General features: G+C 50.8%; 15 protein-coding genes. 10 read left to right on the top strand and 5 right to left on the bottom strand.

The genetic code is table 11. From position 1 onward, the window contains the following. The first annotated feature begins 38 nt into the window (after positions 1-38). The 3 genes from malT (at position 39) to BZG82_RS05335 (ending at position 7,033) form a co-directional block, all read left to right on the top strand. Positions 39-2,747 carry an HTH-type transcriptional regulator MalT gene (gene malT / locus BZG82_RS05325; RefSeq protein ID WP_077765330.1) on the top strand — a complete coding sequence of 903 codons (2,709 nt, stop codon included), beginning with the start codon at positions 39-41 and terminating at the stop codon, positions 2,745-2,747. Between the two features lie 192 nt (positions 2,748-2,939). Beyond that, the gene (gene pulA, locus BZG82_RS05330) at positions 2,940-5,837 is read left to right on the top strand and encodes a pullulanase-type alpha-1,6-glucosidase (RefSeq protein WP_077765331.1); all 2,898 of its coding nucleotides are present in this window, start codon (positions 2,940-2,942) and stop codon (positions 5,835-5,837) included. 170 nt (positions 5,838-6,007) lie between these two features. Then, on the top strand, positions 6,008-7,033 hold the full coding sequence (locus tag BZG82_RS05335) for an alpha/beta hydrolase family protein (RefSeq protein WP_077765332.1): 1,026 nt from the start codon (positions 6,008-6,010) through the stop codon (positions 7,031-7,033). Between the two features lie 17 nt (positions 7,034-7,050). Here BZG82_RS05335 and BZG82_RS05340 read toward each other — a convergent pair whose 3' ends face one another. Then, on the bottom strand, positions 7,051-8,073 hold the full coding sequence (locus BZG82_RS05340) for a helix-turn-helix domain-containing protein (RefSeq protein WP_077765333.1): 1,023 nt from the start codon (positions 8,071-8,073) through the stop codon (positions 7,051-7,053). Positions 8,074-8,244: 171 nt separating this feature from the next. Here BZG82_RS05340 and BZG82_RS05345 point away from each other — a divergent pair, with 171 nt between their 5' ends. The 5 genes from BZG82_RS05345 (at position 8,245) to BZG82_RS05365 (ending at position 11,130) form a co-directional block, all read left to right on the top strand. Continuing rightward, the gene (locus BZG82_RS05345) at positions 8,245-9,174 is read left to right on the top strand and encodes a DUF368 domain-containing protein (RefSeq protein ID WP_077765342.1); all 930 of its coding nucleotides are present in this window, start codon (positions 8,245-8,247) and stop codon (positions 9,172-9,174) included. A 3-nt stretch (positions 9,175-9,177) separates the two neighbouring features. Beyond that, on the top strand, positions 9,178-9,657 hold the full coding sequence (locus BZG82_RS05350) for a hypothetical protein (protein ID WP_077640024.1): 480 nt from the start codon (positions 9,178-9,180) through the stop codon (positions 9,655-9,657). Beyond that, positions 9,654-10,244, top strand: coding sequence for an SCO family protein (locus BZG82_RS05355; RefSeq protein ID WP_077765334.1), 591 nt, complete (start codon positions 9,654-9,656; stop codon positions 10,242-10,244). Before BZG82_RS05350 ends, BZG82_RS05355 begins: the two co-directional genes overlap by 4 nt. Next, the gene (locus BZG82_RS05360) at positions 10,244-10,720 is read left to right on the top strand and encodes a copper chaperone PCu(A)C (protein WP_077765335.1); all 477 of its coding nucleotides are present in this window, start codon (positions 10,244-10,246) and stop codon (positions 10,718-10,720) included. The genes BZG82_RS05355 and BZG82_RS05360 overlap by 1 nt, the downstream gene beginning before the upstream one ends. A 185-nt stretch (positions 10,721-10,905) precedes the next feature. Beyond that, a complete protein-coding gene (locus BZG82_RS05365) occupies positions 10,906-11,130 on the top strand; it encodes an LPP leucine zipper domain-containing protein (RefSeq protein WP_069590383.1) in 225 nt (74 codons plus the stop codon). A 71-nt stretch (positions 11,131-11,201) separates the two neighbouring features. Here the strand turns inward: BZG82_RS05365 and BZG82_RS05370 are convergent, their stop codons facing one another. The 3 genes from BZG82_RS05370 to BZG82_RS16370 are packed head-to-tail and all read right to left on the bottom strand — an operon-like array spanning position 11,202 to position 12,884. Next, on the bottom strand, positions 11,202-12,212 hold the full coding sequence (locus tag BZG82_RS05370) for a L,D-transpeptidase family protein (protein ID WP_443216477.1): 1,011 nt from the start codon (positions 12,210-12,212) through the stop codon (positions 11,202-11,204). Between the two features lie 22 nt (positions 12,213-12,234). Next, positions 12,235-12,663: a hypothetical protein gene (locus tag BZG82_RS05375; RefSeq protein ID WP_069591194.1), complete on the bottom strand. Its 429-nt coding sequence runs from the start codon at positions 12,661-12,663 to the stop codon at positions 12,235-12,237. A 44-nt stretch (positions 12,664-12,707) separates the two neighbouring features. Continuing rightward, a complete protein-coding gene (locus BZG82_RS16370) occupies positions 12,708-12,884 on the bottom strand; it encodes a hypothetical protein (RefSeq protein WP_158075979.1) in 177 nt (58 codons plus the stop codon). Between the two features lie 144 nt (positions 12,885-13,028). On the opposite strand from BZG82_RS16370, the gene BZG82_RS05380 reads away from it, so the two are divergent. Then, positions 13,029-13,667: a hypothetical protein gene (locus tag BZG82_RS05380; protein WP_077765336.1), complete on the top strand. Its 639-nt coding sequence runs from the start codon at positions 13,029-13,031 to the stop codon at positions 13,665-13,667. Positions 13,668-13,670: 3 nt separating this feature from the next. Here BZG82_RS05380 and BZG82_RS05385 read toward each other — a convergent pair whose 3' ends face one another. Continuing rightward, positions 13,671-15,371, bottom strand: a complete 1,701-nt coding sequence (locus tag BZG82_RS05385) for an SgrR family transcriptional regulator (RefSeq protein WP_077765337.1) — start codon at positions 15,369-15,371, stop codon at positions 13,671-13,673. A gap of 208 nt (positions 15,372-15,579) precedes the next feature. Here BZG82_RS05385 and BZG82_RS05390 point away from each other — a divergent pair, with 208 nt between their 5' ends. Then, the gene (locus BZG82_RS05390) at positions 15,580-16,095 is read left to right on the top strand and encodes a hypothetical protein (RefSeq protein WP_131826227.1); all 516 of its coding nucleotides are present in this window, start codon (positions 15,580-15,582) and stop codon (positions 16,093-16,095) included. The last annotated feature ends 172 nt before the right edge of the window (positions 16,096-16,267 follow it).

Consider the following 16,267-nt stretch of genomic DNA (forward strand, 5'->3'; position numbering starts at 1 on the left):
GCGGCAAAGCCGCACTCGCTGTAAAGGACCTTCTCGCTATGTGGATCCCGTCAAAACTTACCCGTCCCGGCCGTCTCTACAATGCCATCTTGCGCCCGCGCGTATTGGATATCCTCCAACAAGCGCCGCATTACAAATTGGTATTGTTCCGCTCGCCGGCAGGTTACGGCAAAACCACCATGGCCGCGCAATGGCTCTCCGATCAAACCCATGTCGGCTGGTTCAGCATTGATGACAGCGACAACGACAGCTTCCGCTTTATCAACTACTTGTTGCAAGCATTAAATAAAGCGACCCATGATGGGTGCCCCAATACCGTTAAACTGGCAGAAAAGCGTCAATTTTCATCCCTGCGTGCGCTGCTCTCCGATGTTTTCGCTGAGCTGGCTGGGTTACAGTCCACCTGTTATCTGGTATTGGATGACTACCAATTGATCGACAATGAAGACATCCATGAAGCAATGCGCTTTTTTATTAAGCACATGCCCGATAGCCTGACTTTGGTGGTGACCTCGCGCGCGAATCCGCCGCTAGGGACAGCAAATTTGCGGGTTCGCGACCTAATGATCGAGATCGGCAATGAACTGCTTGCGTTCGATAATGAAGAGACCACCCGCTTTTTTAATCAACGTGTCGCCGATGGTGTCGACGAAACCACCGCGAGCACCCTCTGTGCCTACGTCGAAGGCTGGCCATCCGCCCTACAATTAATTGCGATTCAGGCTCAGCATCAAAAACGGACCCTGATGCAAAGTGCCGCCTCATGCGCCAGTTTTAACCATGCCCACCTGTGGGATTATTTAGTCGAAGAAGTGTTTGATCTGCTGGACAGTGAAACCCGTCAGTTTTTAATGCAAGTTTCCGTACTGGAAATGTTTAATGACGAGCTGGTCTTTGCGCTTACCGAGCGCGAAGACGCGCTCGGCATGCTCGAATCGCTCAACCGCTACGGCTTATTCATCTATCCGTTGGAAGGAGACAATAACTGGTTCCGCTTCCACCATTTATTCGCAGAGTTTCTCGCCCATGAGCGTCAAGCACGGATCCCTCAACAGCAACAACACTTAAACCGGCAGGCAGCATTGGCTTGGCTAAAGCTGAATACACCTCATCAAGCATTGCGCCACGCCCGCTACGCCGAAGACGATACCTTGATGGCCGATATCCTCAATCAGCACGGTTGGCGTATGTTTAATCGTGGTGAGCTCTCGACCCTCGAAGCGGCTATCGGCCAAATCAGCAATCAGTTGCTATTCACCTACCCTAACTTAGGTCTGCTACGCGCGTGGTTAGCGCAGAGTCAACACAGATATCATGAAGTCGGCGAACTTCTCGCAGAAGCAGAGCAAGCCTACCAAGAACGTAATATCACGCTTGATATTGATTATCAGGGAAATGCCAACGCGTTACTGGCCCAAGTTGCCATCAATCGCAATGACCCTGACCAAGCGATGGCGCTGGCCGAGCTGGCACTTAGCCAACTTGACAGCGCGAACTATCGTGGTCGCATTGTCGCCACATCCGTTGTGGGGGAAGTAAATCACGTGGTTGGGCAGCTTGATCGCGCCCTGTCAATGATGCAACAAACCGAGAAGCTCGCGCGCCAGCATCAAGTGTACCACCAAGCGTTATGGGCGATTTTACAACAAAGCGAAATTTTGCTCGCACAAGGCTACGTGCAAGCGGCATTCGAATTGTTGGATAGCGCCGATAAGTTGATTGAAGATCAGCAGCTCCACCAAGTCCCTTTGCATGAATTTGCGCTGCGCTTACGGGCACAAATTCTGTGGTGCTGGCATCGATTGGATGAGGCCGAAGTCTGTGCGCATAAAGGACTTCGCGTGCTGGAAACGCAGCCGCCGAGCAAACACTTGCACAGTTATTCCATGCTGGCTCGCGTCGCGATTAGCCGTGGTGAGCTCGATAAAGCGTCAAAGTACATCGACCATATCGAACATCTGCTTCGTGAATCGGTTTACCACGTGGACTGGACCGCCAATGCCTCGCTGTCACTGCTCTTATACTGGCAAGCCAAACATGAGCTCACCAATATCGATGAATGGCTCCATCAAGCCGTGCGTCCCGACACTGCCTGCAACCATTTTTGCCAACTGCAATGGCGAAATATTGCCCGTGCGTACTTACAACTGGGACATCATGACAAAGCCCGCGAGGCGTTGGCCTTCTTACGTAAAGAAGCCGACCGCGCATGCCTAGTTACGGATAAAAACCGCAACCTGATTGTGGAAGCCGTACTCGCCAGCCGAGAGCAGGAAGAAGAATATGCGAAAACCTTACTGCAAGAGGCGCTTACGCTAACCAACCAGACCGGCATGGTGGGTAACTTCTTAATCGAAGGCGAGGCTATTGCGCCCTTACTGCACCAATTGCTTCAACAGCAAGCGCTCGGGGCATTAGAGCGCCATCGCGCTCAGCAGCTGCTGAAAGAAATTGCCAGTCATCAGCGCAGCCGCGCCGTTCACTTTGATGAGGATTTCGTCGAAAAATTGGTGAAACACCCCAACGTCCCCGAGTTGGTACGCACCAGCTCGCTTACGCAACGCGAGTGGCAAGTCCTTGGGCTCATTTATTCGGGCTTGAGCAATGAACAAATTGCCCAAGAGCTCGATGTCGCTGGCACCACCATCAAAACCCATATCCGTAACCTTTACCAAAAGCTGAATATTGCAAACCGCAAAGAAGCGATTGTCACCGCAGAAAATCTACTGCAACTGATGGGAAGTTAACGGGTGAAGCCTACGCCTTTGGCTGTTCGCTAAGGGCGTAGACGCTGATTATTCTCCGCCTACCTTTCGTGATACGTTATTGAATTATTGAAATATTTTCTTATTCATCAGTTGATTTATAACGCGATCACAGTTGGTACAGTTCACCTTTCAGTAAGCTTGGCCTCCCTACAAAACGTAAAGGTCAACCTGATGAATCATCCGTTAAACAAACATCCTCTTGCACTGCCTTTTACGATTGCCTCGGCGATTGTATTAACAGGCTGTCCGTTAAATGACGATAATCCTAAGGTCGATACAAATCCAACCGCCAGTGTTCGTGATGCGGGCACTAGCGATGCTAGTGTGCTATTTGCTGACGCCGATACCCTGCTCACTCATCAAACCAACGCCACCTCACTCACCTTGTATTACTCCGCGGATGGCACGATGCGCTATAACCCGGACACACAACAGGTGGAAAACGCCACCGCGAGTGTCGAATCTACCCTTGCGACTAGCGATCATTGGCAGACATCGTTTCCCCATTTGCAAGGTAACGTCAAAGGGTTCGATTTTGACTTTGTTGACGCTGATATTGCGCTGAAGCAATGGCTTAAAGGGCAGCTTCTCGCTATCGCCAAAGACGGTGATACCGTATTAACCGCAACCGATGTGCAACCGGCCCGCGCGCTCGATGCCTTGTACGCCGAACACGCCGAAAAACTTAACTTTGGTGCCATCCCTGACGCTGGACACACTGAATTTCGTCTTTGGGCCCCTACCGCACAGCAAGTTTCGCTGGTGCCCTATCAATCGGCGAGCGAACAAAACGCGCCCAAACAGCGCCTAACGCCCATTAAAATGGACTTCGACGCCGAGTCAGGAAGCTGGCATGTTGCCACCACGGCGCTGAATCATGGCGACTATTACCGTTATCAACTGTCGGTCTATCACCCTGCCACACACAGTGTCGAACGTCTCGAAGTTACGGATCCTTACTCACATAGCTTGTCGACCAACTCCAGCTATTCACAGGTGGTCGATCTGAATGCGCCCGCGCTTAAACCCAGTGGCTGGGATACGCTGAGTGCGCCTCACTCGCAGCAAAACCCTGCCAACAGCGTGATTTATGAGGCGCACGTGCGTGATTTTTCCGCGCTCGATCAATCCACTCCCCAAAATCTGCGCGGTAAGTACCTTGCTTTTACCCAAAACACCACTGATCCGGTCAAACACTTAACCGCGCTCGCGCAATCTGGGGTTACTCACTTGCACCTGCTCCCCGTGTTTGACATTGCCTCCATCAACGAAGACACGGCGCAGCGTATCGATTTAACCGACCGTTTCTCCACGCTATGTGACAAAGCACCTTCGCTGAAAGAGACGCCAAGGCTGGCGAGTGAGTGCGACAACAACCAAACCATCCAAGCGGCCTTGACGGATTTAGCCACCCAAGACAGCGCTGACACTCCCTATGTGCAAACGGTGATGGCGGCCATGCGTCAATATGACAGCTTTAACTGGGGTTACGATCCTTTCCATTACACCGTGCCCGAAGGCAGTTATGCGACCGAGCCTGAAGGCACCGCGCGAATCCTCGAGTTTCGTAAAATGATCATGGCCATCAAACAAGATATCGGCATGAATGTAGTGATGGACGTGGTCTACAACCACACCCACCAAGCAGGCTTAGGGCCCTATTCTGTGCTGGATAAAGTCGTGCCTTGGTATTATCAGCGCCTTAACCCCGTCACTGGGGACGTTGAGCAATCCACTTGCTGCTCAAACACCGCGCCTGAGCATCGCATGTTTGCCAAACTGATTGATGACTCGATTGCCACTTGGGTGAAAGATTACAAAATCGATGCCTTCCGTTGGGATTTGATGGGGCATCATCCGCTAGCCCAGATCGAGCACACACTTGCCGTTGCCCGCGCCATCAACCCAGATGTGTATTTCTATGGTGAAGGTTGGAACTTCGGTGAAGTCGCCAACGATCGCCAGTTTGTCCAAGCCACCCAAGCAAACCTTGCAGGCAGCGGTATTGGCTCATTCTCTGACCGACTTCGAGATGCGGTTCGCGGCGGCGGTCCGTTCGATGGCGGCGAGTACCTGCGCAAAAACCAAGGCTTTGGTAATGGTCAATGGGTCGCCCCCAATGATTTGCAACAGCAAAACAGCGAGGAAAGAGCCGGTGCCCTGCATAATGCCGACCTAGTTCGTTTGGGTATGGCGGGTAACTTAAAAGATTTTCAGTTACAAATTGCCAATGGTGATGTCGTGCGCGGTGACGAGGTCGATTACAACGGTCAACCGGCTGGCTACGCGCAAGATGCTTGGGAGGTTCAAAACTATGTCTCCAAGCACGACAACCAAACCTTGTGGGATAACAATCAATACAAATTCCCTTACGCCATGCCGCTCGCGACACGCGTTCGTGCCCAAGCCGTGTCACTCTCCACTGCACTGCTGGGACAAGGGGTGCCTTTTGTTCACATGGGCAGCGAACTGCTTCGTTCAAAATCCATGCAGCGTGACTCCTACGACTCAGGCGATTGGTATAACCGCGTCGACTTTACTCAACAAACCACGCAGTGGGACAAAGGGTTGCCGCGTGAAGATAAAGACGGCTACAACTGGTCGATGATTGAAACCGTGATTGCCAACCACAACAGTGAGGCCAAACCAACACCACAGGCAATCAGCAACATGGACAGTTACTTTAGTGAGCTGGTGGCGCTGCGTGCGTCGTCAGGGCTATTCCACTTAGGCCAAGGCAGCGTGATTAACCAACGTGTCAGCTTTCACAACACCGGCACCTCACAGATCCCAGGGCTAATTGTGATGCAGCTTGATAACAGTGGCAGTCTGCACGACAGCTCGATTGATGCAACGCGTGACGGGATTATCGTCGCGATCAATGCCTCAGGCACTGCGGTCAATGACTTTACCAACATCGACGCCACCGGCTATCAGCTTCACAGCTTGCAAGCCAATGCGGGCAACGGCTCGATCGCTTATAACCAACAGGCGGCTCACGTAACCAACGGCAAACTCACTGTACCCGCGTGGTCCGTCGCCGTATTCGAGAAACCTCATCAACCTTAACTATCATTGGGGGGAGTGCAGTATCATTCCCCCATCTTGTTCTATTTGGATACGCCGTGCTCGTATGCAAGGTTAAACACTCCGATTTACACGACCTCGATCATGTTCGAGGTCGCACCACATCGGACTTTCGCTCATCTTGTTAGCTTTTATCAACATGAGAAAAAGCGATGTGTTACCAACGTGTATTATTCACCATTTTCTGTTTGTCCTCTCTCCTCCTACAGCCTGCGCGGGCAAACTCTGTCGGGTTTATACCTTTGCATATTGAGGCAAACGCTATGCGCCCCCTTAAAGGAGCTATGTGGTATCCAACCGATGAAACTGAAGCGAAAGTATTAATCGGCGATAACCCTGCTTTTATAGGCATGCCTGTCATCCAACACGCCTCCATTGATACGAAAAATGCACCATTGGTCATATTGTCTCACGGCTATCGAGGTAACTGGAGGAATCAAAGCTGGTTAGCTTATTCACTGGCCCAGAAAGGCTATATTGTAGCGGCAATCAACCACCCCGGAACCACGACGTTTAACCATAACGCCTCTCAAGCTGCGCAGTGGTGGCAACGCCCAAACGATATGTCACATCTCCTCGACCATTTATTAAGCAAAATTAGCTATCGCAACAAAATAGATAAGCAGAATATCACGGCGATCGGGCATTCATTAGGTGGTTGGACAGTGATGCAATTGATCGGCGCACAACTCGATAGAACAGCGTTCAAACGTGATTGTGAGCGATACCGGAATTCAAGAACATGTGGATTAGCGGACGAGCTAGGATTGTCCGCACGACAAGACGCTGAACCCGCATCTCATAACCTTAGTGATCCTCGTATAAAACGAGTGGTTAGCCTTGACCTTGGGTTAGCACGAAGTTTCTCAACGACCAGCCTCTCATCAGTGTCTCAGCCCACTCTCATTTTGGCTGCAGGTGTCGATATTGGGGACTTACCACAAGCTATGGAGTCTGGCTACTTAGCGAAACATATCGGGCGCGCACATAGCCGCTATAAAGTCTATCAAAACGCTACCCACTTCAGCTTTATACAAGCCTGTAAGCCCAATGCCGTAGCGCTGCTTGAGGCCGAAAAGCAGGGGGACGGTATCATTTGCCAAGATGGACGAGGTGCACAAAGAAGCAACCTACACCAACAAATAATCGATGATATTGTGCAGTTTTTAGCAGGTTAAGCTCTACAGACGAGAAGTTATCCCGTTATTATGGGCTGCTTCTCGTTCACCGCTCCTTTTCTATATGCGCTCGGTGTTTGGCCTACAACACGTGAGAATTCACGATTAAAGTTAGATTTCGTATAAAACCCAGCGCTCAATAAAATATCCATGATGGTGTCGTCACTTGAGAGGAGTCGTTTCTTCGCGTATTCAATACGATATTCATTGATTACTCTGGAAATATTTTGTCCGTAATGTGCATTAATAGCCGAAGAAAGAGAGCGCGATGGTACACCTAACTTACGGGCAAGCCGAATAAGGGACAAATCTGGATCAGTGAATAGCGCTTCTGCATCCATGAGTGCTTTGAAGCTTTCCACAACATCAGACTCGGCACCATTTTCAGTTACTTTGGTCTTTTTACTGACCTGTTCCTTGCTCGCTGGAAGTTGGTAGCTCGCGATAATCATCGTCGTGACAAGAGCTGGGATCAGTAATAAATAGCTCGCCGAAATAATGGTCCGAGCATGCTCGCCTGATGCCAAAGAAAAGTCCCATGCGATCAGAACATCAATCAATGCTGAGTAAAGTAATAAACTCCCCGCAGTCCGTTCTGACAACAAAAACAAGCTCACACGATTGAAGCTAACCGCTTGAGGGAGCCTCAATGAGTGTATAAGTAAGCACACCCCATACCCTGCCGATAAAGTGGCTAAAAGCACATCGAGAACACCAAAGCTAATTAAGTACGGAGAAAACGCACAGGCTATGACCATAGCAGGACCACATAAATGCCAAATTAAGCGACCTCTGCGTGAGGGTTGTTCCACAAAGCCATACCAAGCAGCAACGGGAAGACAGGCTGCCAGAATGGTTTGTATAAATCGCAAAGCAGCTACATCGAATGTCCAACGTAATCCGACAATACACGTCATCACCGCACAAAAAACGGTGAAGGTAAAAGGCTTGTGCCAGTTTTGGTCACGACGAAGTATGATGACGATAGCCGTCATTACCAATATCAGAGTCGCAATATACGGAAGTGGCACAGCAAGCATATGTTTAACCTAGCAATTCTTAAATAACTCAAGGATCATAGCCAAATTGTTAAACCAGTGATAGAAAAACCACATTTTATCCCTCTCATCTCCTGCGGATTAACTTTGCCCTACCCCACAGGGTGAATGTCGGTATAATGCGCGTCTCAGCTTTTATCGATGAATAGCATTATGATCAAGAACCTGGTCTCAACTTACCTCAAAGGCATGGCGATGGGCGCTGCGGATGTGGTTCCTGGTGTCTCTGGCGGTACGATCGCATTTATTACCGGTATCTACAGGCAGTTGCTTGAGAGTATTCGGCGTATCACGCCGCGCCTTTTTACACTATGGCGCCAAGAAGGTTTCAAAGCGGTCTGGCAACATGTTAACGGCACCTTTCTTTGTGTACTCCTAGCCGGCATTCTGACCAGCATTGCCAGTTTGGCAAAAGGGATCAGTTGGATGCTCACTCATCATCCCATTCCGCTTTGGTCGTTTTTCTTTGGTCTTATCATTGCCTCGGCCTTTCACATGGCCAAGCAATTACCAACGCCTAAGTTCACCGTTAAAACCCTTATCGCCGGTGCGCTGGGGGTTGGGTTTGCTTATTGGATTACCGTCGCCAGCCCACTTCATTTGACCGCAAGCCCGGCGACAGTGTTTCTCTCCGGCGCGATTGCCATATGCGCTATGATCCTGCCCGGTATCTCCGGCAGCTTTATTTTGCTTTTACTTGGCATGTACAGCCCTATTTTGAGTGCAGTTCATCAAGCGCAATTTGGCTTATTGGGATTATTCGCTGTTGGCGCGATAACCGGCTTACTGACGTTTTCGCACCTATTGTCATGGCTGCTACGCCGCTATTATGCGCTGACCCTCGCGTTTCTGACCGGCCTGATGTTAGGTACCTTGGGTAAGATTTGGCCTTGGAAACATACCCTCACTTGGCGCACGAACTCATCCGGTGAACAAGTGCCTCTGGTGCAAGATAACCTCTTGCCCGGCGCCTACGAGGCCGTGGTGGGACATCCGGCACAAGTTGGCCTTGCAGTGATTGCCATGATAGCGGGCTTTGTGTTGGTATTGCTGTTGGAGCGCTTTGCCCCCAGTCAGGACTAAATCATGGACTCTTCTCTCACCGACTCACGTAGCGGTCATCGCCTGCTGACGATTGCAGGCATTGTCGCAGTATTTGCGCTCGCATTCAGCGCACCGACATGGCTAAACACTCTTGCCGATTGGATAGAGGGAGGCTCAACGGCCTCTCTTAACCATTGCTCATTAAACCAACAAACCTGCCATTATCAAGGCTATCAAGCCAGTTTATCGGACCCGACCGTCCACCCCATGCACGCGAACACGCTGACCTTCACAACATCACAGCCTCTTAATAGCGAAACCCTATTAGTTAAGCTAAAAGGTGTTGAGATGAACATGGGAGAATATCGCTTAGTGCTGAATCAAATAGACGAAACGCACTATCGCGGCGATTTGATGCTTCCAGTCTGTACTGAGCAGACCATGACGTGGGCAGGAACCATTACGGTACCGGATCAGGGTCAAACACAATTTCCGATCAAAGTGACCATGGAGCGACCATGAGCAAAAAAGCATGGCTAGTGGCATTATTTGCGGTTTGTTTGGGGTTAGGCGCACGCGCTTACTATGACAGTTATCAAGTGAAGCAACAGCAAGCACAGGCTGGCGCCTTACAATCAGATGGGCAACCCTTCAACCTTTTCAATGAAGCCGATCCTCGGCCCCGAATTGTTTATTTTGGTTACACACACTGCCCAGATGTGTGCCCCACCTCGCTGGCGGTATTATCGGCGGCGCTCAAGTCACTGCCGCAATCGACACAAGATGCGGTGGCACCTGTCTTTATTACGTTGGATCCAAAACGGGATACCAGCGAAAAAGCGGCGGAGTATGCCCATTTCTTTCATCCGGCCATCACAGGTGTGAGTGGCAGTAACGAACAAATTGATCAACTGGCGAAGCGATACGGCGTTTTGTATCAAATTACCGAGCTTGAAGACTCCGCCATGGATTATGCCGTTGACCATAGCTCATACTTTTATTTTCTTTCTCCGAACGGTGAGCTTTTAGAAAAGGTGCCCCACACCTTGAACCCTCAAATGATCACCGCCGCTATTTCTCGAGTGACTGACACCAATAAGGAACCATAATGTCGTTTTTTCGCCTTTTTATCTCAGCCATTGCACTTTTCACTGCATCTTTCAGCCATGCTCATGGTGAATTTTTTATCCGTGACGCCTATGCGCGCGCCAGTGCACCGGGCGCCCCTAACAGTGCTGCCTTTATGGTGTTAGACAATCAAAGTGATGTGCTCAAACGTGTTGTTAGTGCCCAAACTCCTGCGGCAAAACGCGTTGAGCTACACGAACACGCCATGGCAGATGGCATGATGAAAATGCGTCAAATCCCACAAATTCTGGTGCCCAGCGGCGAACAAGTTGTCCTTCAGCCGGGCGGCTTGCATGTTATGTTGTTCGACTTGGTGAAGCCTCTGAAAGTGGGCGAACAGATTTCCCTGACCCTGACCACTGCTGATGGCCATTCACTGACCAAGCAAATTCCAGTGAAATCTGTCATGGGAGGCATGCAGCACCATAGCGATGAAGGAAATCATCACCACCAATAGCGTTTAACACGTCTTAATGGATGAGTCACACAGCGCGTTAAATGTTAACTGTGTCAAGGTATGGCCGCCAAGTTGAGGATTCAGCAGCAAAATCTCCTATCACCGTCTATGGTAAAAGGTAGTCGCGCTTGCGCGTGACCCTTTTGACGTGATTGCTATCTCCAACAACAATAGCGAGGTTCTCTATGAAAATCCGTCCAATGGCGCTAGCAGCAATAGCTTCAACCGTGTTGCTCGTCGGCTGTACTAGCAACACTGCGCTACAACAAAGTGTTGATGATTTATCCGCGAAAGTCGATGCGCTGTCTAACGACGTTTCCATGATGAAAAATGACTCTCAAATGGCGTATGACGAAGCAAAACGCGCCAATGAACGCATTGATAACATGGCACAGTCTTATACAAAATAAGGCAAGATTGAAAGATAAAAACGGCGCCTTCGCGCCGTTTTTTGTTTATCCGTGATTACCTCATTCTGTCACTAAGGGGTATCCGCTCTCACCAGATCAGACGCGTTTGTCAGGCCTTGCTCATTGAGCGTATGCCACGCCTTTAACTGCAACGGGCTCAGCTCCGCCACTTCAATCGGCACCCCTTGTTGCACCGCCAGTGCGGCACGATAACGTCGCGTGGAAATATCCATTCGCTCAAGTTTGGCAATAATCGCAGGATCGGGGGGAAGGAGAATCCGTTGCTGGGTTTCTTTCTCCGTACGCGACAATGGCCGATGAGCTTCCACCATAATTCGTCCATCTGGTTCAATGCTGACCTTGGTTGCCGTATCAATGATCCGCACGGGCGTGTTGACATCCACCGCCTCAAAAAGCCAAGCCACATCATCAGGCCGCAACCGGATACAGCCGGCACTGACGCGTAAACCAATACCAAATGACTTATTCGTACCATGAATTAAATACTCGCCATTCCCATAACCAAGCCGCAGTGCATGACGTCCTAACGGGTTATCGGGACCAGCAGGGACCACATCCGGTAACACAATATTGCGTGTCCGCTTATATTCCTCTCGAATGCTTTGCGGCGGCGTCCACGTCGGGTTTTGGCGCTTTTGGCTGACGTAAGTTTGCATCACGGGCGTTTCACGGCCAATTCGTCCGATGCCAATCGGAAAAATATGAACCCGCCGCTCTTCCTCCGTCGCGTCATTATTCCCTTGCGGCTTGGGCGGATAATAATAGAGCCTGAGCTCCGCCAAGTTGATCACAATCCCTTCGTAGGGCGTGTCAGGCAACAGATGCTGCTGGGGGAGCTTGATCAGCGTACCGGGCTCTGGCAAGTACGGATCTACGCCGGGGTTTAGCGTCAATAATGCTAAAAAGCCGATATCATACTGTTTTGCAATCGCTTCAAGATGCTCGCCTTCTTGCACCTCATGCATGGAGGCATAGCCGACAAGCCGACTGCCATCCAAAGGTAACGGATAGCTCACCGCCCATGCGGGGGAAACGCTCAGTCCCCAACCGATGGCAAGCACCCAAAGCGCATGATAAAACCGCTTAAAAATACATCCTTGCGCCGGCTGCGCCTTCAAATTCAATATCGCCTTTCTCCTCCCAGTACCATGTGGTACCGGCTTCCGCAAACAACTCTACATCACCGGTGCCTACGGGAAGTGTCACCCCTAGCCCAGCTCTCGGTCCCCACTGATGGGTAGAATCGTCTACCCACTGACCACCAGCATAGATATACATGGGCGCATATTCCATCCGGCCTAGCCATTCCCCTAAATTCCACGTCCCATCGATCGCAATCCCAAACTTATCGATCCCAGCTTGAATTTTAAATTGGTCTTGCTTGATGGTCACACCGGACATCGGCGACCCCAGAAAAACGCCGGCTGCCAAGCCATCAGCTGCCCGAGCCGGAAAAGAAATCGAAGCGGCAAGTAAACATGCCGAACCACATAGCCAAGCTATTGTTTTCATTATCATCCATCGAGTTCATGTCACAGAGACACCTAGCACTGCAATTACCGTTCCAATTTATAAGCTTCAATGCGCCCGAAACCGGTCATACTTCGACCAACATGGGTGTACTCATCATGGCTTTTGCCTTTCATCGGGTAAACATAGAGGCAAATCTCTGCCGCCACTATCAAGCCGATGCCTGCATTGCCGATATCTCTTTTAGTGGCAGAACTAGACATACTTCGCCCAATCACACCGACTTGTGATGAGAAAGTGCGCACAGAGTGGCGTTTCTCTCTGATTTATTGGGCGATTTTGGTGATATAATGCATACTTTATGACGTGCGATAAATCAGTCGTGTTTTGGTAGGAGTGGCTCGTTTTTGTTAGATGATCTCGTCTCGCTCGCGCTTCGACAATTTCAACAAGATTGCGTCAAGCTTTGCGAACATCATTACCCCACGGTGCATAACCGCGGGATGCGTGACCCACACATGGGTAAAGCACTCGCACGTCGTTTAATGCGCGTGTTGGAAGCGCACGACCGCCCCGCTCAGTTTCACTTGCTTGATGACAGTCGTCCCCACAGCCAAACCGTTTATCAATTGCAACTGGATGGCGCCGCGGTTTACATTCTTGCTCACCGTCTGCTCAGTGGGAATTTGGCCTGTCGTGATGCACTGGTGCGCGATGTCGCATGGTTGCTCAACCACGGTATTACCAATCCGGCCGAGCCCGGGCGAGTGATCATTGTCAGCGACCACTGGATAGATAGAACCAATGCCAGCAAAGCGATTCCTTCTTGGTGGCTAGGCCATCAACCGATTCATGCCGACTCATACCGCGCGCAAGGGATTAAACTGACCAGTGCGACCACCAGCCTCGCCGAGACCATCGAACCATTGGGGCTGACCGACGGACGCTATCGCATTTTCCACCCTTTGTTTCGTAAAAAAGATGGCCTGCCGTTGCATAAGTACCTGCTACTCACCGCCACCTTTCCGCTCGGTATCGATGAATAACTCTTACTCGCTTGGCTTGTACCACACCGATTGGAAATCGAACCAACCCACTGCGTTCGATGCCACATCTTGCAAGTCCGGCGTGGCAACCACACCCGTCCAGATATGAAATAACGGCACCACCTGCTGGGCAACCAACTCACGCGCCAAGGCTTCAGCGCAATCTGGCTTGGCCTGCTCACGCCAACGGGTGGTGTAATGGGTAACCTTATTTAGCAACTCGTCGGTGAACGCATGCAAGAAAAGATCGTGATTGCCCAACCAATTAAATAATCCTTCTTCCCCGCGGATCCCAAAACTGATCGCCCCTAACCAGATGTCGATTTTTCGGCTGTATTTCCCGCCAAAATACGCATCTGGCGACAGCGCCATGGTTTCCACTTGAATGCCTTCTTCGGCCAAATGCGCTTCAATGGCAGTTGCGATCAGCGGATAAAGAGGATGATCCGCCAAATAAGCCACACTCAATCGCGTCGGGCCCGGCAGCTCTGGCATCGATACCGGCTGGGTGTGATGGATCCAACCGGGCATCAAACCATAAGCATTAAACAAGCGGTATTCACCCATCCCGTTCGCGGCTAAACGCGGCAGCAATTGCAAGGAGGACAACTTGGCATGCAAGTAAGCACGCCAGCGTGCACTTTTCGCCAACCCATCACGACAATTGAGCATCAAATACCCTGCCCCTTGGTCCATTTCAAGCTTTTGGCTTAACGCAGCTGGCGGCTTAACCGCATAGTCCGGCATACGATCCGTACTCGGGGTGAGATAACACATGGCCGCTTCATCAAACACCATCAACTGGATTTCATCCGTTAACGCGCGATAACCAAAGTAATCATCAAATGCTTGAAGCACCAAGCGGTGATCCTGACGCTCAGCCACACGATAGGGGCCTGTGCCAATTGGCTGATCTGCAAACCCTTTTTGCTGATCACAATCGGCGGGTAAAATAACCGCTTCAGGCAAGGTTAACGCATGATCAAAACGCGGGTCGGGTGACGAAAGCGTTATATCAATGATCCGTGCGGCAGCTGATGTCACTTTAGCGATGTGGGCAAAAAACCGCCGAGACGATAGCGCAGACAAACTCGCCACCACATCGTCTTCACGCATCATACGCCCATCATGAAATCGCACGCCGGGGCGCAGATAAAAGCGCCAATGGGTATGGCTAAGCGCTTCCCAATGGTGGGCTAAATCCGCACAGACTCGCTTATTACCCTCTTGGTATTTCACCAGCCCGTTAAAAATCTGCCCCACCAAGTGCTCTTCAGAACGGCGCAGAGGGGTACGCGGGTCAAGGCTTTCAAGCTGACGATAATACGGCAAGCGCACAATCTGGCGACCATTTAAGGTGCTCGGCCCCAATTGCTTTTGGATCAACGCCGCAAGCTTGGTCGAATCATTATCCAAACAGGCGAGTGCTTGGTCCATTTTGCCCTGTGCTAACCAATGGGCCGCTTGCTCGTCACGCAGGGCTGACTCGGTACGCAAAAACGTCAGCCGTGACAGTTTGCCTCGCCCAACGGATGGCGCCCACGTCAGCCAATGTTGCTCCTCCAATTTATTCAGAACCATCCGCGCGTTACGCCGTGTACACACCAAAATATCGGCAATCGCCTGTAACGTGGTATCCGAATCTTCCCCGTTAAAGTGATGATAAAGACGGGTAAATTGTGCGCGTAGCCGCTGTCCAGACATAAAAGGGGAACCTAAAGGCAGTATCAGTTATTATTGATACTTCCTATTTTACGCGACAACGGACAGTCCGTCTGCCCAGTTTGAACGCAATCAGATCGAGGCTGTGATCTCTGGCAGGCTTTATTTTCGCGTGCTGTAGCGCAGTGATTGTTATTTCTGCTCACTCCGCTATGATGCCTGTTGATTGTTGTTATCGCATGTGGTGTTTATGGACGCGTCTGAAATTATTTCCCATTTTGAAGTCAAGCAACGTTGGATGGCCTGCCATGTTAAACAAGCCCAATATCCAACCGCCGAGAGCTTGACCGGTTTCGAGCGCTACCATGCCGAAGAGGCGTTACCCACTCCTGCGACTCGACCATCTGCCCCAGCCCACGCCCCCTTGACACTTTATTGGGTCGATAACCATCCATTGATGCTGCAATATGCCAAGCTACAAGCGGCACAGTGGCCGGACGATGCCCGCCCCGACATGCTTGCTTACTTCGCGCAGCTTGCCCTGCATGATGGTGTAGAAATTGCCGAAGCCACGGTCTCTTTGTGCATTGGCACCCAACACGGCGAAACCTGCGCCGCCGCCATGCGGGTAGACACCCAAGAAAACGGCCAGCCAATCAGCGGCATTTATGATCTAATTGCACCCAGTGACGACGCCCGCGCACAACTTCTACGCGCAATGATGGAGGCGACTGACGACAACCGCCAATGGGTCATTGCCGGTTAAATCTGACGCTTAAGCGGCTCGATGATACTCGCCATTCAACAAGCGTTTCACGGGAAAGAGAGTGTTGTGCTTGGGAGCAAAAAGCGGTTTCTTCTGTGAGCACTTCAGAGTTAAGAAGTGCCCTCTATGAAGGTTCTGGACAGACGTGTGTTGTGCACCTCACCAATATAGC

This window comes from Salinivibrio sp. PR5, from assembly GCF_001996085.1.
Classification (GTDB): Bacteria; Pseudomonadota; Gammaproteobacteria; order Enterobacterales; family Vibrionaceae; genus Salinivibrio; species Salinivibrio proteolyticus.